This window comes from Mesorhizobium sp. M0217 (assembly GCF_040321955.1).
Taxonomy (GTDB): Bacteria; Pseudomonadota; Alphaproteobacteria; order Rhizobiales; family Rhizobiaceae; genus Mesorhizobium.
Genome location: NZ_JAMYSN010000001.1, coordinates 280790 through 300466, shown reverse-complemented (window position 1 = coordinate 300466; position 19677 = coordinate 280790). Strand labels below are relative to the sequence as shown.

General features: G+C 63.2%; 19 protein-coding genes. 7 read left to right on the top strand and 12 right to left on the bottom strand.

The annotated features are described in order from the left end of the window. Window positions 1–70 precede the first annotated feature (70 nt). From NKJ18_RS01485 to NKJ18_RS01475, 3 genes are all read right to left on the bottom strand, one after another. Window positions 71–379 (bottom strand): putative quinol monooxygenase, encoded by a 309-nt coding sequence (locus NKJ18_RS01485; RefSeq protein ID WP_023691624.1) that lies wholly within the window; start codon window positions 377–379, stop codon window positions 71–73. 79 nt (window positions 380–458) lie between these two features. Then, window positions 459–1238: an SDR family NAD(P)-dependent oxidoreductase gene (locus NKJ18_RS01480; protein ID WP_352667089.1), complete on the bottom strand. Its 780-nt coding sequence runs from the start codon at window positions 1236–1238 to the stop codon at window positions 459–461. 73 nt (window positions 1239–1311) lie between these two features. Continuing rightward, window positions 1312–1740: a DsrE family protein gene (locus NKJ18_RS01475; protein WP_023686179.1), complete on the bottom strand. Its 429-nt coding sequence runs from the start codon at window positions 1738–1740 to the stop codon at window positions 1312–1314. Window positions 1741–1840: 100 nt separating this feature from the next. Between NKJ18_RS01475 and NKJ18_RS01470 the strand changes: the two genes are divergently transcribed. The 3 genes from NKJ18_RS01470 to NKJ18_RS01460 all read left to right on the top strand — a co-directional run bounded on the left by NKJ18_RS01470 (window position 1841) and on the right by NKJ18_RS01460 (window position 3629). Next, window positions 1841–2935 carry a hypothetical protein gene (locus NKJ18_RS01470; RefSeq protein WP_352757727.1) on the top strand — a complete coding sequence of 365 codons (1095 nt, stop codon included), beginning with the start codon at window positions 1841–1843 and terminating at the stop codon, window positions 2933–2935. Window positions 2936–3000: 65 nt separating this feature from the next. Further along, on the top strand, window positions 3001–3246 hold the full coding sequence (locus NKJ18_RS01465; protein WP_023711113.1) for an antitoxin: 246 nt from the start codon (window positions 3001–3003) through the stop codon (window positions 3244–3246). After that, entirely contained in the window at window positions 3243–3629 is a 387-nt protein-coding gene (locus NKJ18_RS01460; protein ID WP_023741041.1) for a type II toxin-antitoxin system VapC family toxin, read from the top strand. Before NKJ18_RS01465 ends, NKJ18_RS01460 begins: the two co-directional genes overlap by 4 nt. A 6-nt stretch (window positions 3630–3635) precedes the next feature. Here the strand turns inward: NKJ18_RS01460 and NKJ18_RS01455 are convergent, their stop codons facing one another. Next, window positions 3636–4583: a cation diffusion facilitator family transporter gene (locus NKJ18_RS01455; RefSeq protein ID WP_023683651.1), complete on the bottom strand. Its 948-nt coding sequence runs from the start codon at window positions 4581–4583 to the stop codon at window positions 3636–3638. A 5-nt stretch (window positions 4584–4588) separates the two neighbouring features. Further along, window positions 4589–6778 carry an anthranilate synthase gene (locus tag NKJ18_RS01450; RefSeq protein WP_352757726.1) on the bottom strand — a complete coding sequence of 730 codons (2190 nt, stop codon included), beginning with the start codon at window positions 6776–6778 and terminating at the stop codon, window positions 4589–4591. A 321-nt stretch (window positions 6779–7099) separates the two neighbouring features. On the opposite strand from NKJ18_RS01450, the gene NKJ18_RS01445 reads away from it, so the two are divergent. Next, window positions 7100–7870 (top strand): isocitrate lyase/PEP mutase family protein, encoded by a 771-nt coding sequence (locus NKJ18_RS01445; protein ID WP_352757725.1) that lies wholly within the window; start codon window positions 7100–7102, stop codon window positions 7868–7870. 1 nt (window position 7871) lies between these two features. Here NKJ18_RS01445 and NKJ18_RS01440 read toward each other — a convergent pair whose 3' ends face one another. The 4 genes from NKJ18_RS01440 to NKJ18_RS01425 all read right to left on the bottom strand — a co-directional run bounded on the left by NKJ18_RS01440 (window position 7872) and on the right by NKJ18_RS01425 (window position 12162). Next, window positions 7872–8927, bottom strand: a complete 1056-nt coding sequence (locus NKJ18_RS01440; RefSeq protein WP_352594743.1) for a succinylglutamate desuccinylase/aspartoacylase family protein — start codon at window positions 8925–8927, stop codon at window positions 7872–7874. 91 nt (window positions 8928–9018) lie between these two features. Then, entirely contained in the window at window positions 9019–10197 is a 1179-nt protein-coding gene (locus NKJ18_RS01435; RefSeq protein ID WP_023737782.1) for an MFS transporter, read from the bottom strand. A gap of 115 nt (window positions 10198–10312) precedes the next feature. Beyond that, window positions 10313–11704 carry an FAD-containing oxidoreductase gene (locus NKJ18_RS01430; RefSeq protein ID WP_023817397.1) on the bottom strand — a complete coding sequence of 464 codons (1392 nt, stop codon included), beginning with the start codon at window positions 11702–11704 and terminating at the stop codon, window positions 10313–10315. Continuing rightward, complete coding sequence (locus tag NKJ18_RS01425) at window positions 11701–12162, bottom strand: membrane protein (RefSeq protein ID WP_023669981.1); 462 nt, start codon at window positions 12160–12162, stop codon at window positions 11701–11703. The genes NKJ18_RS01430 and NKJ18_RS01425 overlap by 4 nt, the downstream gene beginning before the upstream one ends. A 154-nt stretch (window positions 12163–12316) precedes the next feature. Here NKJ18_RS01425 and NKJ18_RS01420 point away from each other — a divergent pair, with 154 nt between their 5' ends. Further along, complete coding sequence (locus NKJ18_RS01420) at window positions 12317–12874, top strand: sugar O-acetyltransferase (RefSeq protein ID WP_352757724.1); 558 nt, start codon at window positions 12317–12319, stop codon at window positions 12872–12874. A gap of 15 nt (window positions 12875–12889) precedes the next feature. On the opposite strand, the gene NKJ18_RS01415 is transcribed toward NKJ18_RS01420, so the two are convergent. Continuing rightward, entirely contained in the window at window positions 12890–13885 is a 996-nt protein-coding gene (locus tag NKJ18_RS01415) for a helix-turn-helix domain-containing protein (protein WP_352518309.1), read from the bottom strand. A 123-nt stretch (window positions 13886–14008) separates the two neighbouring features. Here NKJ18_RS01415 and NKJ18_RS01410 point away from each other — a divergent pair, with 123 nt between their 5' ends. Then, complete coding sequence (locus tag NKJ18_RS01410) at window positions 14009–14647, top strand: cysteine hydrolase family protein (RefSeq protein ID WP_023751265.1); 639 nt, start codon at window positions 14009–14011, stop codon at window positions 14645–14647. A 521-nt stretch (window positions 14648–15168) separates the two neighbouring features. Further along, the gene (locus tag NKJ18_RS01405) at window positions 15169–16485 is read left to right on the top strand and encodes a hypothetical protein (RefSeq protein WP_023691612.1); all 1317 of its coding nucleotides are present in this window, start codon (window positions 15169–15171) and stop codon (window positions 16483–16485) included. Window positions 16486–16544: 59 nt separating this feature from the next. Here NKJ18_RS01405 and NKJ18_RS01400 read toward each other — a convergent pair whose 3' ends face one another. Then, window positions 16545–18224, bottom strand: coding sequence for a formate--tetrahydrofolate ligase (locus tag NKJ18_RS01400; RefSeq protein WP_023683662.1), 1680 nt, complete (start codon window positions 18222–18224; stop codon window positions 16545–16547). A gap of 312 nt (window positions 18225–18536) precedes the next feature. Next, window positions 18537–19661, bottom strand: coding sequence for a DUF2333 family protein (locus NKJ18_RS01395; RefSeq protein WP_023686165.1), 1125 nt, complete (start codon window positions 19659–19661; stop codon window positions 18537–18539). Window positions 19662–19677 lie beyond the last annotated feature (16 nt).

Below are 19677 nucleotides of genomic sequence, written 5' to 3'. Positions count from 1 at the left end.
TAGACCTGGAAGAGAAAAATGCGAACGCTGTCTCGGACGAAATTCACGACCCCGACCCCGCGTTGGGATGTCACTCGTTCTTGATGGCGGGCAGGCCGAAACCGCCGGCCGGATGGGTCTCGACCTGGAATTCGAAGCCGGCGATGATCGGCCGGGCCTTGGCGATCGCTGCCTGGACCTCCGGCAGCTGCAGCGAAGCCTTGTGGCTTGCGGCGTCGGTCCACACTTCGGTCACCCAGATCGCGTCGGCATCGGCCGGGTCGCGGGCGATGACATAACTCAGGCAACCCGGCATGGCGCCGGTCGAGGCGAGCAGCACATCCATGATCGCGTCGCGCTGGCCGCGCGCCGCCCGCATCTTTCCGATCAATCCGTACATTGCCTCTCCCCTTTCTTCCAACCTCAGCAAACGTGCGCACGACATGCATGGTTGCGAGACGCAGTATGCAATTGCCGGCTCACGGCATCAACTGGCCACCGTTCACCTCGATCACCTGGCCGGTGATGTAACCACTCAGGAGATCGGAGGACAGGAAGAGATAGGCGCCGACGCAGTCTTCGGCCGTGCCGGCACGCCCTTGAGGAATGGTGGCGACCATGCCCTTCATCTGCTCGTCGGTGGAATAGCGCTCATGGAAGGGTGTCGCGATGGTGCCCGGCGCCACCGCGTTGACGCGGATGCCGAAGCCGATCAGTTCCTTGGCCATGCCGCGCGTCACATTGGAGACAAAGGCCTTGGCCGAACCGTACAGCCCGGCGCCGCCGCCAGCGCCATTGCGCGCCGCGATCGACGAGGTGTTGACGATGAAGCCGCCCTGCTTCTTCAGCCATGGCATCGCCTTGCGCGAGGCCGTCAGCACCGAGCGGGCGTTGAGGTCCATCACCGCGTCGTAGTGCGCCTCGGTCTGCTCCGCATAGGGCACGCGGCCGAGCATGCCGCCGGCATTGTTGACCAGCCCGTCGAGCCGCCCGAATGTTTCGGCGCTCTCCTCGACTACCCGCTCGACATCGGCTGCCTGTGAGAAGTCGCCCTGTGTCAGGAACACCTCACCGCCGCCGTCGCGGATGGTCTTGGCCAGCGTTTCGGCCGCTTCGCGGCTCGAATTGTAGTGCAGGGCGACCCGGCATTTCTGGCCGGCGTAGGCCAGTGCAAGGGCGGCACCGATGCCAGTCGAAGCGCCGGTGACCAGCACCGCCTTGCCGGCAAGATCGGGGATGACGAGGGTGGTCGCGGTCATGAGCACTTTCCTTCGGGCTGTTTGGCCACCCTTCGTAGGCTCTCATGGCCTTCACGTTCAAGCCCGTGGCGGCTCAGGGCCGGAGATAGGCGTAGCCCTGGCGCTGCAGTTCGGCGAGCTTGACGACGCCGCCCTTGTCGGCGGCGTGGAAGCCCTCGAGCAGGTCGGCAAGCGTGATCTCCATGCCTTGCATGGTGTTGCCGCAGGCATGCGGCTCAAGGCCCTGCTGGACAAGGCCGGCAAAGCGTCCCGAGATCGCCGCCGATATGCCTTTCGACTTGAAGCCGGCGAGGGCCGGACCATGCACGACCAACACGATGTCGACATTGCCGCCGGTGCCTTCATAGTGGTTCTTGATGTTGCCGAGCACGAAATTGACCTTATCGAGGTCGCTGAGGTGATAGGCGACCTTCGGTCTGTCTTCAGCGGCGGCGGCCCGGCTCAGCCCGAACAGGCCGGCGGCACCGGCAAGGCTGGCCCGGAACATGTCGCGTCGACGCATGGCATCCTCTCGGCTTGGCGCTCCCCGCAAATTGCGTGGCTGCGGCCATGATACTAGCATAAATTCACGTTACGTCCTGTCGATGCGAGGAGGGGGTCACATGGCGTTCAGGAAGTGGAAGGTTGTTGCCAGCGCTGGATTTGGCGCCGTGCTGCTCGGCGCGCTTGCGGGTTCGGCCGCGGCCGACGATGTGCTTAAATTACCCGAACTCAGCCCGAATGGCGCCGATGCCTGTTTCGGCCGCGTCTATGACGCGGCGCACCTCAAGGCGCATCCAAAGCAGAAGGTGGCGCGGATCTTCTTCCTCTATGGCCATGATCCGGTGAGCCATCCGAACGAGGAGCCGATGGCAAACGCCGACACCTCCTACAACGGTTTTCTCACCACCATGGTGCGCGGCGCCAAGGCGCCGCAATGGGCCGGCGGCTGGTGCAATCACGAGTCCGAGGACGGCAAGTCAGGTCCGATCCGCTGCGGCATGGACTGCGACCGCACCATGGCGTCGCTGAAGCTCGATGACAAAGGCCGCCTGATCCTCACCGACGTCTCGTCCGATCTCTATCTCGACGCCGGATCGGAAGACGAACTGGGCGAAGCCGAATATGACCGGCAGGCTCTGGGCTCGGAGGACAACAATTTCCGCCTCGACCCGATGCCGGCCGCAACCTGCCAGGCTGAATTCGCCAAGATCGACCCGATCGATCCGGCGCTTGGGGCTCCCTTGCGCGAGCGACTGAAGCCGGACCAGCCTTTCTGTTTCGGGCGAGACTACGATGCCGCGCATCTCTCCTCGCATCCCGACCAGGTGACGCAGTCGATCCGGGTCTTCCGCGGGCCGGTCGAACTCGCCTCCTTTGCCTCAGGCGATGTCGCCAACTGGCCCGACGGCTCCGATGTCGCCGTTTCGGTGACCACCAGGAAGAACGGGACGAAGGTCACGCAGACCTATTCCTGCCAGGGTGAAGCGGATCAATGGCGCTGCGCGGCCAGTTCGAAGATGAGCAACTTTTCCTGCGATATCGCGCAAAAGGAAATCTTCCTCAAGCGCGGCGCCAACGGCACCATGATGCTCGCCAATCCCAACAGCAGCCTGGCGATCGTCGATTTGTGCTCGAAGACGGCGGATGGCAAGACGAAGTCGGACGACAAGGTTTACCGGTTGGAGGCCATGCCGCAGTCGGCCTGCACTCGTTGAGTTCGATCTTGTCTATGACGCTACCATGGTATATATCTTTGCTATATCTCATTTGAGGATAGCACATGGACAAGGCAAAGGTGTTCTGGTCAGGCCGGTCACAGGCTGTGCGCTTGCCTAAGGAGTTTCGGTTCGAGGCAGACGAGGTTTCGATCCGTCGTCATGGGCAAACTGTCATCTTGGAGCCGCTTGCGCAGGATTGGGCATGGCTCGACCAGGTCATCGGACCGGTTGACGACGATTTCGCCCAGGGAGCGCTGGAGCGTCAGGATGGTCAGGATCGACCTGCTTTGGATGACCTCTTTAAGTGACCTACCTGCTCGACACCAATGCCGTCATAGCGATCATCTCGGGCGACGAGGGTCTGCTGGCTTTGCTCAAACGGCATGCACCACAAGACTTTGCTCTCTCGGCGGTCGTTTTGCATGAACTGTACTACGGCGCTGAAAAGAGCCAGCGAAAGGTCCAAAATCTGGCGCGCATCGAAGCTTTGCAGTTCCCGGTACTTGAATTCGACCGAGACGACGCGAGACATGCCGGTGAGATTCGTGCTGGGCTTGCGGCACTGGGAACCCCGATTGGTCCCTACGATGCGCTGATTGGCGGGCAGGCACGTGCTCGGGACCTCACGCTGATAACCCGCAATATCCGGGAATTCGAGCGGATCAAAGATCTCACTATCGAAACGTGGTAACTCGTCTCACGCGAACGGCACCGCCGTCGTGCCTTTCGGCAGCTTCGCCTCGTCGTCCGGTTCGACATGGATGGTGACGCGCACCGAGGGGATTTCGGCCTTCAGCGCGTCCTCGATGCGGTCGCAAATGACGTGGCTGGCGCCGACCGTCATGTCGGCGTCGACGACCAGGTGGAACTCGATGAAGGTGGCGCGGCCGGCGATGCGGGTCTTGAGGTCATGAACCTCCAGCGCGCCCTTGCAATTGGCCGAGATGATGTCGCGAATGTGCATGTGTTCGGTAGTGTCCACTGCGCGGTCCATCAGCCCGTTCATCGACGAGCCGATGACGTGCCAGCCCTGCCACAGGATGTTGAGCGCGACGATGACGGCAAGCGCCGGATCGAGGATCTGCCAACCGGTCAGGATAGCGCCGACGAGGCCGCCGAAGACGCCGACCGAGGTCACGACGTCGGTCATGATGTGCCGGCCGTCGGCGACCAGCGCCGGTGATTTTGCGCTGCGCCCGGCGCGGATCAGCGTCCAGGCCCAGAAGGCGTTGATGACGGTGGCGACGCCGTTGATCGCCAAGCCCTCCCAGGGTTGTTCGAGCGGGGTCGGCGTCTGCCAGGAGCGCCAGACCTCGTTGAGGATCAAAAGCGCGGCGAGCACGATCAGCACGCCTTCCAGCACCGCCGAAAAATACTCGGCCTTGTGGTGGCCGAACGGATGGTCCTGGTCGGCCGGCTTGTAGCTGACCAGGACCGCCCAATAGGCGGCGGCCGAGGCTATGACGTTGACGATCGACTCCAGCGCATCCGAATAGAGCGCAACGGAGCCGGTGACGTACCATGCGGCAAGCTTGAGCGCGAGCACCACGCAGGCGATGACAATCGACCAGAAGGCAAGGCTGGCGATCCTTTGCCTGGCCGCTGCCTTCGCTGCGATCGCCGCCATGTTGTCCGTTGCCGCCATCGTTTCTAAGCGGCCTTTTCCTTGGCCTTGCGCGGCAGATGCGCAACGATGTTTTCGATGATGCGCATGCCGGCATTGTGGCCGAGCGTCATGATCGATTCCGGATGGAACTGGACGGCGGCGATCGGCTCCTTGCGGTGTTCGAAGGCCATGATGATGCCGTCCTCGGTCTCGGCGGTGACGATGAAATCGTCGGGCAGCCGCACCGGATCGGCGAAGATCGAGTGGTAGCGGCCGACGGTCACTTCCTTGGGCAGGCCGGAGAAGATGATTCCAGGCTTGGAGACGCGGATGCGCGACGGCTTGCCGTGCATCGGCACGTGCAACTGCCTGAGTTCGCCGCCATAGGCCTCCGCCAGCGCCTGCAGGCCAAGGCAGACACCGAAGATCGGCAGGTCGCGGGCGCGGGCGTTCTTGATGGTCGCGGCGCAGTCGAAATCCTTCGGCGTGCCCGGTCCGGGCGACAGCACGACGAGATCGGGCTTCAGCCGTTCGAAGACTTCTTCCGGCACCGGCGAACGCACGGTCGAGACATTGGCACCGGTCTGGCGGAAATAGTTGGCCAGTGTGTGGACAAAGGAGTCCTCGTGGTCGACGAGCAGGATGTTGACGCCGTCGCCGACGCGCGCGGTGGTGCGTTCGGCGCCTGCGGCATTGCCCAATTTGGCGTCGCGAATGGCGGAGAGCATGGCGGATGCCTTCAGTTCGGTTTCGGCTTCTTCTTCCTCGGGGATGCTGTCGAAGAGCAACGTGGCGCCTGCTCGCACCTCGGCAATGCCGTCCTTGATGCGGATGGTGCGGAGCGTCAGGCCGGTGTTCATGTCGCCGTTGAAATTGACCATGCCGATGGCGCCGCCATACCAGGCTCGCGGGCTCTTTTCGTTCTGCTCGATGAAGCGCATGGCCCACAGTTTCGGCGCGCCGGTGACGGTGACCGCCCAGGCATGCGACAGGAAGGCGTCGAAGGCATCCATGCCTTCGCGCAGGCGCCCTTCGATGTGATCGACGGTGTGGATCAGGCGTGAATACATCTCGATCTGGCGGCGGCCGATGACGCGCACCGAGCCCGGATCGCAGACCCTTGACTTGTCGTTGCGGTCGACGTCCGAGCACATGGTCAGCTCGGATTCATCCTTCTTGGAGTTGAGCAGCTTCAGGATCTGCTCGCTATCGGAAATGGCGTCGTCGCCGCGCTTGATGGTGCCGGATATCGGGCAGGTCTCGACGCGGCGGCCATTGACGCGCACGAACATTTCGGGCGAGGCGCCGATCAGATACTCGTTTTCGCCGAGATTGATGAAGAAGGAATAGGGCGACGGGTTGATCGACTTCAGCTTGCGCGAGATTTCGGAAGGCTGCGTCTCGCAGCGTTCGTAGAACATCTGCCCGGGCACGACCTCGAACAGGTCGCCGCGCTTGAAACTGTCCATCGCCTTGCGCACCAGATTGGCATATTCGCCCGGCTCATGGTCGCCGCGCGGCGGGATGCGGTCGGCGGTCTTGAACGGTTCGGCAATTTCGTCGCGCGGCAGCCCCTCGGTTGAAAAACCGTCGCCGGAATAGTCGTAGCGGTCGGTCCAGGCCTTGGTCGAATAATGGTCGACGACCAGGATCTCGTCAGGCAGGAACAGCACGAGATCGCGCTGGCTCTGTTTGCGCTCGAGCTTGTAGTCGACTGGATCGAACTGGAAGGCGAGGTCGTAACCGAAGGCGCCGTAAAGGCCGAGATTGGCGTCTTCATCGGTCTTGAACAAAGCGGTGATGGCGCGCAGCACAGTAAACACAGAGGGGACGCGGCTGCGCTCTTCCTCGGTGAAGACGCGGCCGGGCTTGGCGACATCGAGGCGGATCAGCTTTTTCGAGGTTTCAGCAATCGTCACCTCGGCAATGCCGGCCAGCGTCTTGCCGATCACCGGCAGCAGCACTTCGCCACGGCCATTCAGCGCCTCGATGCGCATGGCGCGGCCACGCGCGGAAATCACCAGCGGCGGATCGATGATGGCCGTATCCCAGCGTGTGTAGCGGCCCGGATATTCGTAATTCGAGGAAAACACCGCACCACGGCGCGAGTTCAAGCCGTCGACATAAGCATCGATCGCACCGGCGTAAGGCTTGTCGTGGCGTTCGCGGGTGATGGTGACACCACCTGCGGTCACGAAGCTTTCCGCGCCGTTTTCCAGAGCCTTGATCGTCATTGCCGTCTCCATATGGCTTTGTTGGGGCAACGGACCCGGGACTGGCTTTGAAAAAACAAATGGCCGCCCGGACATTCCGTTGCGGCCACCCTCTATTTCACGCGCACGCGTTCGAACAGGCCGCTGTCAGCGAGCCCACCACCAAATGGTCTTGATCGAGCGCATGTTCATGGGCGAAATCCATAGCGGCGAAAAGCCGGATGCGCAACAGGTTTGAAAGGCCTGTTTGTGGCCGCCGCTTCTGCAGCCCATGGCACATCGCCAAGGCTTGGGGTCCTGCCTAGACTGTTCGTCCAACATCGGAAAGACGGGAAGACAGCAATGACCGAGCAGATCGAGCGCGCACGCAGGTTCCATACGCTCCACGTCAGGGGCAACCCGATCGTTCTCTACAATGCCTGGGATCCGGGCTCGGCCAAGATCGTCGAGAAGGCGGGCGCCAAGGCGATCGCCACCGGAAGCTGGCCGGTCGCGGCTGCTTTTGGTTATGCCGATGGCGAGAAAATTCCGCTGGAGCTGGCGCTGGACAACATCAAGCGCATCGTGGCGGCAGTCGACCTGCCGGTGACCATGGACCTCGAAGGCGGCTACGGCGTCGAGCCGGTGACTGTCGCCCAGACGGTGACACGTGCCCTGCAGGCCGGCGCCATCGGTTTCAATTTCGAGGACCAGATCGTCGGCGGCGCCGGTCTGCACGACATCGCCATACAGGTGAAGCGCATCGAGGCGGCAGCGGCGGCGGTGAAGGCTTCCGGCATTCCCGCCTTTATCAACGCCCGTACCGACATTTTCCTCAAGGCCAAGCCGGATGTGCATGACAGCGTGCTGCTCGACCAGGCCATCGAGCGGGCGCACGCTTATGAAAAGGCAGGAGCGAGCGGCTTCTTTGCGCCGGGGCTCGGCGACGAGGGTCTAATCGAGGCGCTGTGCAAGGCGACGGCATTGCCGGTCAACATCATCGCGCTGGCGCATGTGCCGCCGCGCCAGCGCCTGGCCGAGCTTGGTGTCGCCCGTGTCAGCCACGGCCCGGTGCCGTACCGGCAGATGGCCGAATGGCTGGAGGCCAAGGCGCGGCTGGCGATTTCGGGTTAGCTCAGTCCTCCAGCGTGCCTGACCTCGCGTCGGCGCTCTTCTTGTCGCCGACCAGCTTCAAGAGATCCTCGCCGGCGCGGATGATGCGGCGCGAGCGGCGGGTCAGGATGACGCCGTCCTGCGGCGCCAGCACTTCGGTGCGGCCGCCGGCCTCGCCCGGTGTGTGGACGATGGTGGCGAGGCGCGCGCCCTTCGCGACGCGGTCACCGGGCTTGACGTCGTAGAGGATGGCGCCGGCCCTGGGCGCCGGCATCATGTCGATGTTTTCGAGCGGCGCGACGAGGCCCTTGAACGGGCTGGGCGGGGGAAGGGCGGTGTCGGCGATGACGCCGCGCGCCACCAGCAGCCGGTAGAGGCCTGCGGCATCGGAATTTGCCAGCGTGCCGTCGACATCCAGCATGCCACGGTATTCTACCGTGGTGGCAACGCGGCGGTCGAGCTTCGCCACGTTGGCGGGGACGTTCTGGTAGGGCATGATCGTGGCACCCTCGAAGGTGCCGTCCGTGTCCTCGCTCCACAACACCACGGCGTCGATACCCATGGCGGCGGCGCAATCGGCCATTGCCGGCCACAGACTGGCGTGGACGTAGAGATAGGCAAGGCCCTCGTCGTCGCAATGCAGGTCGAGCACGATGTCGTGGCCGAGCGACAGCTGCACCAGACGGGTCTTCAATCGCTGGTCGGGGGTGCCAAGCGTGGTGTCGGGCAAAAGCTTGGCGTCCGGTGCTGCGAGCAACGGAAAGCCGCGGTTGAAATTGTTGCGGGTGCCGAGATGAAAGCGGCCCTGGTGCTCGCCGAAATGATATTGCGCGCGGCCGATCGGATTGGCCCAGGGCACGACCGTGATGCTGCCCTTGATGCGGCCTTCCGCTTCGGCCTTGTTCAGCGCCGGCATCAAGGCGTCGATGGCGACGACACCAGGCAATTCACCGGCGTGGAGTGCTGCCTGCAGATAGGCCGAAGGTGCTGCCTTGTCGGCGCCGGCGAAGCGGAACACCGGGAATTCGTAGGAAACGCCTTCGGTGTCGCCGGCGATGCGTTCGATCGATTTCTGCATGGGATGCCTCCAGGATAAGAGGCAGAACACATGGACTTTTGCCGAAGGGCTGTCGATTGGTCCAGTTCGCGCCGCCATGGGCGCAATGGAATTATTCGGCGGCGGCCGGAACCGTCGTTATCGGCGCCGATCCTTCGAGCGCCTGCGAGACAACGGCTACGCTGACCGCCAGCAGGGCCAGCACCGCGCCGACCAGCGGCAAATGAGCATAGGAAACGCCGGCCGACAGAGCCACGCCGCCGATCCAGGCGCCGCTGGCATTGCCGATATTGAATGCGCCCTGGTTGAGCGTGGCGGCGAGGTTCGGCCCTTCCGAAGCCGCTTCGACGACGCGGATCTGCAGGGGCGGCACGACGACGAAGATCAGCAGTCCCCACAAGAAGACGACGCCGATGGCGACGCTGGCGATAGCGCCGAACTGCATGAAGCCGACAAACAGAACTGCCATCAAAAGCAGCGTGCCGATGACCGTCGGCATCAATTTCCAGTCGGCCAGCCGGCCGCCGATGATGTTGCCTATGGTCATGCCGGCGCCGAACAGCAGCAGGACCCAGGTGACCGCGGAGGTCGACAGGCCGGAGACATCGGTAAGGTAGGGCTTGATGTAGGTGAAGACGGCAAACAGGCTGGCCGAGGCCAGCGAGGCGATCAGCATGGCGAGCCAGACCTGCAGCTTGCCCAGCACGCGCAGTTCGCTGCGCAGGCCGCCGCCGCTCGGTTCGACGACATTGGATGGCACCAGCCAGGCGATGGCGGCAACAGAGATCAGGCCGATGCCGACGACGGCGAAGAAGGTGGAGCGCCAGCCGAAGGCTTCGCCAAGCGCGGTGCCGGCAGGAACGCCGAGAATGTTGGAGAGCGTCAATCCCGCGAACATCATCGCCATGGCGCTGGCGCGCTTGTTGCGCGGCACCAGGCTGGCGGCAACGACGGAACCAATGCCGAAAAAGGCGCCATGACCGAACGCGGTGAAGACGCGCGCGGCCATCAGAAGCCAGTAATTGGGCGCAATGGCGCAGAGCAGATTGCCGACGACGAACATCGCCGTCAGCGCGACCAGCACCGGCTTGCGCGGCAGATGCGCGGTGGCCATGGCGACGATGGGTGCGCCGAAGACGACGCCCAGCGCATAGCCGGTGACCAGCAGGCCGGCCGAGGGGATCGACACGCCGAGATCGGCCGCAACCTCCGGCAACAGGCCCATGATGACGAATTCGGTGGTGCCGATGCAAAAGGACGCAATGGCAAGCGCAAGGATCGGCAAAGGCATGGAAAATCCAGACTGAATCGGTTCAATTCAGACTGAACGAGAAGCCTTGCCGCGCGCAATGCACATTGCTGCAACGCACCAATGCAGAAAGCGCTGAGCTTGACGCGGAGCTATGTCAGGCGAGCGGCTTCAGCTCCTGGGCGATGGTTGGCAACAGCTCCGAGACGTTGGGGTGGATATGCACGGCGCGCGCCAGCGTATCGACCGGCGCCTTGGCGTACATCAGGTCGAGCACGCAGTGCACCGCCTCGTCGCCGCCGGGGCCGAGCACGGAGCAGCCGAGGATTTGCCTGGTGTCGGCATCGACCAGGATCTTCATGAAACCTTGCGTCTCGCCCTTTTCGATGGCGCGGCCGACGCGGGTCATTGGCCGCTGGCCGACCAGCGCCTTGCGCCCGGATTTCTTCACCGCCGCCTCGGTCATGCCGCAGCGGCCGAGCGGCGGATCGATGTAGAGCGCATAGGCCTCGATGCGGTCGCTGACCTTGCGCGGATCGTCGTCGAGCAGATTGGCGGCGACGATCTCATAATCGTTGTAGGAGGTGTGGGTGAAGGCGCCCTTGCCGTTGCAGTCGCCCATTGCCCAAATGCCGGGCACGCTGGTGCGCAGCTGGTCGTCGACGGTGACGAAGCCGCGCAGATCGACCGCGACGCCGGCCTTATCGAGGCCGAGATCGTCGGTGTTGGGGGTGCGGCCGAGTGCCAGAAGCACATGCGAGCCGACCGCCGGCGGCTTGCCGGATGAGAAGGTCACGGCGATGTCCTTGCCCTGTTGGGCAAAGCCGATGTTGTCGGCGCCGACATGGACCGCTACGCCTTCATTCTCGAGGATCGATAGGATGGCCGCCGACACGTCCTCGTCCTCGCGGCCGGTCAGGCGCGAACTCTTCTCGATGACGGTGACTTCAGAGCCGAAGCGGCGAAACATCTGCGCGAATTCAAGAGAGATGTAGCTGCCGCCGACGACGATGAGATGGCGCGGCAAAACATCGAGATCCATCATCGAGGAGTTGGTGAGGTAGTCGACGTCGTTGACGCCCGGCAGGTCGGGCACCGAGGCGCGGCCGCCGGTGTTGAGGAAGATCTTTTCGGCGGTCAGAAGGTCGTCGCCGACACGCACGGTGTTGGCGGATTCGAAGCGGGCATGGCCGCGATAAAGCGTGCAGCCCTTCATGCCGGCGATCCACGTCTCCAGATTGCTGCGGGAGTCGTTGGTGACCTTGTCCTTGCGCGCCTTGATCCTCTTGTAGTCCACGCCGACAGGGCCTGAGAACGTCACGCCGTAGTCCGCGGCACGCCGCGCCAGATGCGCGGCATAGGCGCTGGCGACCATGGTCTTGGTCGGCATGCAGCCGGTGTTGACGCAGGTGCCGCCGACCAGCTTGCGCTCGATCAGCGCCACGCTCATGCCGGCTGACGTCAGCCGGCCGGCGAGAGGAGGGCCGGCCTGTCCGGCGCCGATGATGATGGCGTCGTATGTCTTGGCGTCTGAGGCTTGGGCAGTCATACCACCGCCGCCACGATCAGCAGGCCGCCGATGATCGCCACCGCGTCCTCGATGAGGGCGGCAGGCAAATCCTTGCCGAAGGCGGCGGCCAACCGGCCGCGCGCTTCGGCGCCGCCATAGGTGCCGATGACGGCACCGATGGCGCCGGCAATCAGGCCGCCAATGGTGGAACCGGCAGTGGCGCCGATCACCGCGCCGCTGAAGGCGCCAAGCAGGATGCGGGCGCCGAATTGCTGCGGCACCTTGCGGCTCGGCGTCGAGGGCAGCTGGTCGGTGACCAGTTCGACGATGGCGAGGATGGTGAAGATGCCGACGGCGGCCCAATGGCCCATGAAACTTGCCCAGGTGCCGGCCACCGGCAGCCAGCCGAGATACGCGCCCCAGGCGATCGCGCCCGGCGCGGTCATGGCGCGAAGACCGGCAATCACGCCGATCAGAAGTGCAAGCAAATAGAGCATGTCGATCCCCTCGAAAGCAGGCCCGGGACTGGCCTACGAGGGCAAGCTAGCATAGGTCCTGCGTTTGACGAGAGTAGGCGATGGTGCTTCTTCCATCAGTGAGCATTGTACTTTGGTAACCAGTCGAACATGACGAAGGGACGGAGTCGCTGTGATGGCCGGAAGCGAACGCACAAGGATGATTGCAGGCGAATGGTACATCTGCATCGACGACGAACTGGAGGCGCTGCGGGAGATCGCGCGCGATGCGGTGTTCGAGCATAATGCGCTACCGCCCCAGCAACGCGGCAATATCGGTCCAGCGCTATCGGTGCTGCTCGGCAGCACGGGCGAGGGCGGCCGCATCGAGGCGCCGTTCCACTGCGCCTACGGTTTCAACATCCATCTCGGCGACGGCGCCTTCCTCAATGCCGGCTGCACCATCCTCGACACCGCGCCGGTGCGTATCGGAAGCCGGACGCTTCTCGGCCCCAATGTGCAGATCTACTGCGCCGAGCACCACAAGGAGGCCGCGGGCCGTCAGGCGGGACTGGAGATTGCCCGGCCGGTCACCATTGGCAATGACGCCTGGATCGGCGGCAGCGCCATCATCCTCGGCGGCATCAGCATCGGCGATGGCGCCATAGTCGGCGCCGGCGCGGTGGTGACGCGCGACGTGCCTGACAACACCACGGTGGTCGGCAATCCGGCGCGGATGGTCAAGCGGGGCTGAACTCGTCGTGGGCGGTCAGTATGAAGCCGTACGTGCTATGCGCTCGTCCGGACCGGCTCGCCGCGAGAATTCACGCCGGTATTGGGCCGGTGACGTCTTGAGCCGTGCGGCGAAATGCTGGCGCAGCGAGGTGGCGCTGCCGAAGCCGGCTTCGAAGGCCACCATGTCCATCGATTTTTCCGTCGCCTCCAGCAGCCGTTGCGCCAGTTCGGTGCGTTGGCCGGCCAACCATTCGCCAAAGCTGGTGCCGATCGATTTCTGGAAACGGCGGGTGAAAGTGCGCCGGGTCAGGCCCGCGGCCTCCGCGACGCGGTCGAGGTTGTGCGTTTGTCCGAGCGTTGCCCGCACCGTGTCCAGCGCCAGGGTGAAGCGGTCGGTGGCCGGGGTTTTCGCCAGCGGGCGCTCGATGAACTGCGCCTGCCCACCCTGCCGGTGCGGCGACAGTACAATGTGCCTTGCCAGCCGCAGCGCTACCTCTGCGCCATAGCGCGCGCGCACAATGTGCAGGCAGCAGTCGAGCCCGGCGGCGACGCCGGCCGAGGTGACGATGTCGCCGTCGTCGACATAGAGCACGTCGGCGTCGACTTCGATGTCCGGGTACAATGCCTGCAACCGGTCGGTGGAGGCCCAATGTGTCGTCGCACGCCGGCCCGCAAGCAGCCCGGCGGCGGCAATGGCGAAGGTGCCGAGACAGAGGCCGACGATCAGCGCACCGCGCCGGTGCGCGTGGGTGAGCGCTGCCAGGAGCGGCGGCCGAAGTGGGGCCTCGAGATCCTTCCAGCTCGGAACGATGACGATGTCGGCATCGTCGAATGCGGAAAGGCCATACGGCACCGCGATGGTCAGCCCGACATCGGTGTGGATCGCTCCATCGTCGAGCGCGCAGACGCGAAAGTCGAAACGCGGCAGGCCAAGCTTGGTGCGGTCGGTGCCGAACACCACGCACGGCACGGAGAGGTGGAACGGGCTGATGCCGTCAAAGGCGAGAACGGCAATGATCGGGTCGGCCATGCGTGTTTCCAGCAAGCGAAAAGCGGATTGTCCCAATTCTTTCGACTGATGTCAATCGGGCCACTTTTGGCAGTCGGGCGATTCGCCTATTTCCTGTCCCATTCAAGCTCGAAGGAGAACACCATGTCCGCCAATATCACGCCGCGCCGCGCACTCATCGTTATCGATGTCCAGAATGATTATGATGGCGGCAACCTCGCCATCCAGTGTCCGCCGTTCCGCGACAGCGTCGTCAATGTCGCGCGCGCTATGGATGCCGCCGCTGCGGCCGGCGTGAAGGTGGTGGTCGTCAAGCAGATGGCGCCCGAGACCTCGCCAGTCTTCGCCAAGGGCAGCCATGGCGGCGAACTGCATCCCGAGATCGCCCGGCGAAGCCGCGACCACTATGTCGAGAAGTCACTGCCTAGCGCCTTTGCCGGCACCGACCTCGAGGCGTGGCTGCGCGCCAATACCATCGATACGATAACGGTGATCGGCTACATGACGCATAATTGCGACCTGTCGACCATCATCCACGCCGCGCATGTCGGCTTTGCGGTCGAGTTCCTGTCCGACGCCACCGGTTCGCTGCCTTACGCCAACAGCGCCGGCTACGCCTCGGCCGAGGAGATCCACCGCGTGGTGTCCATCATCCTGCAGTCGCGCTTTGCGGCCGTGCTCAAGACCGCCGAATGGATCGATTGCCTGAAGACCGGTGCTTTGCCCGAACGCGACACGCCCTATGCGTCAAACCAGCGCGCGCTGGCGCGCAACGCTGCATAGGCAAATTGCCGCGAAGGAACAGGGGCGCCGCAGTCTGCGGCGCCCTTTGGCGTTCCTGATCACGAACACTGGGGCGTGGCCTCGTTTGGAAGTCTTTTCGGCTGGGCCCATTCACTTTCGGGATGATGAGCCGGCTAAACGCAAGAAACTCAGATCGGGCTCTATCTCAGGATGGGGAACTGGAGAACAGAGTGAAGTCTTTCACAGACGAAGGCCTCTCTCCGAGGAACGGTATATCTGGATCAAGGGGTGGGACGGGGTAGACTTCCCCGGGAGAAACAAGTGAAAGCGCGAATTGCACGAACTACAGTCGTTCTCGCCTTGGCTGGTGCCGCGGCACTCTTGCCATGGCCCGCTTTCGCCCAGGTCCCTTCGCACGCGCCGGGGACGATCTGCTTCACTCAATCCTTCTGGTGCTGGGCGCAGCCGCCCGGCCCGCCCGGATATCCGTGCGGGTGCCCGTCGCAATACGGCTATGTGCCGGGCTATCTAGGGTAGTCGTCAGGCGGGGGGATTTCACGATGACGACGACACCGGCCGACCCTCTCGTTTCTGGACTCATCGCGGACGCCAAGCTGGTCGCCAACTACGGCCGCTACGGTGTGTTCAAGGACAGTTCCCTGTTTGCGGCCATCGGCAATGCCGAAAAGCTCGACGATGCGACGGCCAGCCAGCCTGAGGTCGTCAATCTTCAGACGGTTTTCAACGATTGTTCCGGCACCGTGCCATTTGCCACCCTGGCGGCACTGCGATCGGGCTGGTCGCCCGGTGACATGTCGCGCAAGACCGCGCTGGCGACGTACTTTCTCGTGGCTCTTTCCGTGCTTTTCATGGTTGTAACCGGAAGATTGACGTACATTTACAACAAGGGAGTCGCGATAAACTCCGAACTCATAGAAATCGACAACAATGATTTCAGCGCACGGTTCGGACAGGCGATACGCCAGGTTTGGGCGACGAAGAAACAACTGAGCTCGGCATCGTCCGAGCAGGCTTCGACCACGGATCTGACGCTTCTGAAGGACGCCTATTACAATTCGGAAGATAGCCTTCACGCTCTCGACCAGCGCTTTTCCTCCCTGGTGAGAAGAGCGCAAGGGTTCATGACTGAGGACGCGCAATTCCCGATCTGGGGAATGCAATGGATGTACTGCAAATTTTATTCAACCTCCACGGCAGATGGCGTAGCGGCGGGCCAGGCTCAGTATTCCCAGCAAGGTGCCATAGACCAGTTCTGTGACCAGCCGCTGGGGGTGAGTAAATCCACGCCTCCAGACAAGCTCAAGGAGCTCCCCAATCAGCCGGATGCCTATTGCGCGCAGATAAACACCGAAAAGAAAAACCCGAACAATCTTGAAGGTACGTCTTCGGAAAAAGTGACGGACGTGAATGCCGATTTCGACGAGGCAACGCGCAGCCTGCAGTGCGACGGAGTGATCACGATCGCGCCGAACTCGATCTACACGCTGACCGCGCAGATAAAGACGCTGGACGAGGTTCTCAGCCCATATGCCTTGTGGATACTCCCGGCCTTCTACGGCGCGCTCGGAGCCATCATGTTTCACATGCGGATGATCCTCAATCCGCTGCTGCCCAATCCACCGCTGTCGCGGCTGATCCACAGGATCGCACTGGGGGCGCTGGCCGGCATGGTGCTTGCCTGGTTTGTAGCACCGGGCACCAAGCTTGGAGAGGAGGCTTCGGGAATAGGCTTCAGCCTCTTCACCTTCTCCTTCCTGTTTGGGTTCAGTCTGGATATCTTCTTCACCATTCTCGACCAGTTCGTCAGCATGTCGGTCGCCGGGATCAAGAAGTTCGGGTCCTCGACAGTGGCGTGAGAAGCCCGGCAACCAAGGGCGCCGCATGGCTGCGGCGCCCTTGGTTGTCGAGACAAATCTCAGAACAGGCCTTCGATCTGGCCGGCCTCGTTGAGGAAGATTTTTTCCGAGGACGGCGCCTTGGGCAGGCCGGGCATGGTCATGACCTCGCCGCAGATGACGACGACGAAGCCGGCGCCCGCCGAAAGCCTGACCTCGCGCACCGGCACGGTGTGCCCGGTCGGCGCGCCGCGCAGGTTCGGGTCGGTCGAGAAGGAATATTGGGTCTTGGCCATGCAGACCGGCAGGTGCCCGTAGCCGGCCTGCTCCCAGGCATGCAGCTGGTCGCGCACCGACTTGTCGGCGATCGCCTCGTCGCCGCGATAGATGCGCTGGACGATGGTGTTGATCTTCTCGAACAGCGGCATTGCGTCGGGATAGAGCGGCGCGAACTGCGAGGCGCCGGATTCGGCGATCTCGACGACCTTGCGCGCCAACTCCTCAATGCCGGCAGAGCCATTGGCCCAATGCTTGCACAGGATCGCCTCGGCGCCGAGCGAGGCGACGAAATCCTTCATCGCCTGGATTTCCACCTCGGTATCGGTGGTGAAATGATTGATCGCCACGATCGCAGGCACGCCGAACTGTTTCACATTCTCGATGTGGCGGCCCAGATTGAGGCAGCCCTTCTTGACTGCCTCGATGTTTTCCTTGCCGAGGTCTTCCTTCTTGACGCCGCCATTCATCTTCATGGCGCGCACGGTGGCGACGATGACGGCAGCCGCCGGCTTCAAACCCGCCTTGCGGCACTTGATGTCGAAGAATTTTTCGGCTCCGAGGTCGGCGCCGAAGCCGGCTTCGGTGACGACGTAGTCGGCGAGCTTCAGCGCCGTGGTGGTGGCGACCACCGAGTTGCAGCCATGCGCGATGTTGGCGAACGGGCCGCCATGCACGAAGGCAGGGTTGTTCTCCAGCGTCTGCACCAGGTTTGGCTGCATGGCGTCCTTCAGCAGCACCGCCATGGCGCCGTCGGCCTTGAGGTCGCGGGCATAGACCGGCGTCTTGTCGCGGCGGTAGGCGACGATGATGTCGCCGAGGCGCTTTTCCAGATCCTTGAGGTCGGTGGACAGGCACAGGATAGCCATCACTTCAGAGGCGACGGTGATGTCGAAGCCTGCCTCGCGCGGATAACCGTTGGCGACGCCGCCGAGCGAGCAGATGATTTCGCGCAGCGCCCGGTCGTTCATGTCCATGACGCGGCGCCAGGCGACGCGGCGGGTGTCGATGCCGAGCTCATTGCCCCAGTAGATGTGGTTGTCGATCAGCGCCGACAGAAGATTGTGCGCCGTGGTGATGGCGTGGAAGTCGCCGGTGAAGTGGAGGTTCATGTCCTCCATCGGCACGACCTGCGCGTAGCCGCCGCCGGCGGCACCGCCCTTGACGCCGAAATTCGGGCCGAGCGAAGCCTCGCGGATGCAGACGATCGCCTTCTTGCCGATGCGGTTGAGGCCATCACCGAGGCCGACGGTGGTGGTCGTCTTGCCTTCGCCGGCCGGCGTCGGGTTGATGGCGGTGACGAGGATCAGCTTGCCGTCCTTGTTGCCCTTCACCGATTTGATGAATTCGGCCGAAATCTTCGCCTTGTCGTGGCCGTAGGGCAAAAGGTGCTCGGTCGGGATGCCGATCTTGGCGCCGATCTCCTGGATCTGCTTTTTCTTGGCGCCGCGCGCGATCTCGATGTCGGACTTCACTTCGGCCATGACGGCTTTCCTTCGGATTGGACGGTGGAGGGGACGGGTTTGATCTCACTCGCAGGCATGTTGAACCAGGGCGCGGGCATGTTCTAACCCTGTCGCTCCCGCGGCGTCAACTTGCATGCAACTATGTTTCCTATGAAGAAAGTGTCTCCGCGGCCGGCCGACCTGTCGCCGGTTCTTCCTGGCTCCGTTGCCGCGCCGTATAGAAGCCAGAGGACGCGACGTTCCGCCGTCTCAAAACAGCCGCCCAATGCACGGAATGCGACAGAGGCGACGGCGCAAATTCGCCATCGCTCGCCGGGAAAGCTGTGGACGCTACTGAGTCAGGACGTTGCTGATCTCGACCATGTTGGAGCGCACGCGAAGCACGTAGAAACCCATCGTCGTCAGGTGCGTCGGCATGATCCAGCCATCCTCGCGGCCATTGGCGATGATGAAGGGCTGGATGCGCAGGGCCGAGACGAATTGCGCATCCATCGTGTCCCACAGATTGCCGAGATGCTTTTCCTTGATGACGTCCTCGAAGTCGGCCTGGGCGCCCTTCATCAGGCCGTAATAGGCATAGAGCTGGCCATAGGCGAACCAGAAGCGGTCGTCGGCGCGGAAGTCGAACCAGCCATTGTTATGGTTTTCGGCGCGCTCCTTGAGGATCGCGGAGGTGGAACCGATGTCGGAGGAGATGCGGTCGATATACTGCTTCAGATTGTCGGCGCGGGCATCGAACGTCGCCTGGCAGCTGCCGAGGCGGGCGTTGAAGGAGCGTAGCTTGGTGACGGCATCGCGATAATAGCTCGGCGTCGGCGTCTTGGGGCCGAACGGGTTGAGGCCGAAATACCAGGTCTCCTCGTCGAACTGCAGATTGCCGCGCGCATCCTGCAGGTCGCCGTCGATCTGCGATGTGGTGCGAACACGGCCGAGATTGTCGGCAAGCTCGGTGGCGGTACGCCGCACCGCCTGGTTGATGCCGCGCTGGAACGAGGCCTTGTTGTCCATGAACGGCGTGTTGTCCCAGTCGATGCCGAACAGGCCGAGTTTGTAGAGGATCATCGACGAGATCCAGGCATTCTGGTTGACGTTGAAGTCCGTCAGGTCGGCCGCCACCTGGGCGATGCCCGAATTGCCGCAGGTCTTGGCGGTGTCGGTGCCGGCGCCGGCGGCGACCTGTTCGCCGGCGGAAATGTTGCGGTTCTCGAAGGTGTATTTGTCGACGTAGTTGGGATCGAACTTGTTCCACCACTGGGTGGCGTAGAAGAAATTGGCGTAGAGGCCGATCAATACCAGAAGCGCGAGGCCGACCACAGCCTTCAGGATCCAGCCGCGCTGCGTATACCAGCGCCCAGCCCAGAGGAACGGCCACAGGATCGCGCCGATGACGAGGCCGATGCCGCGGCCGATCCATTGGAAGATGCGGGTGAAGAAATTCACGATCGGATCAAGCATGGCTCTCGTTCACCCC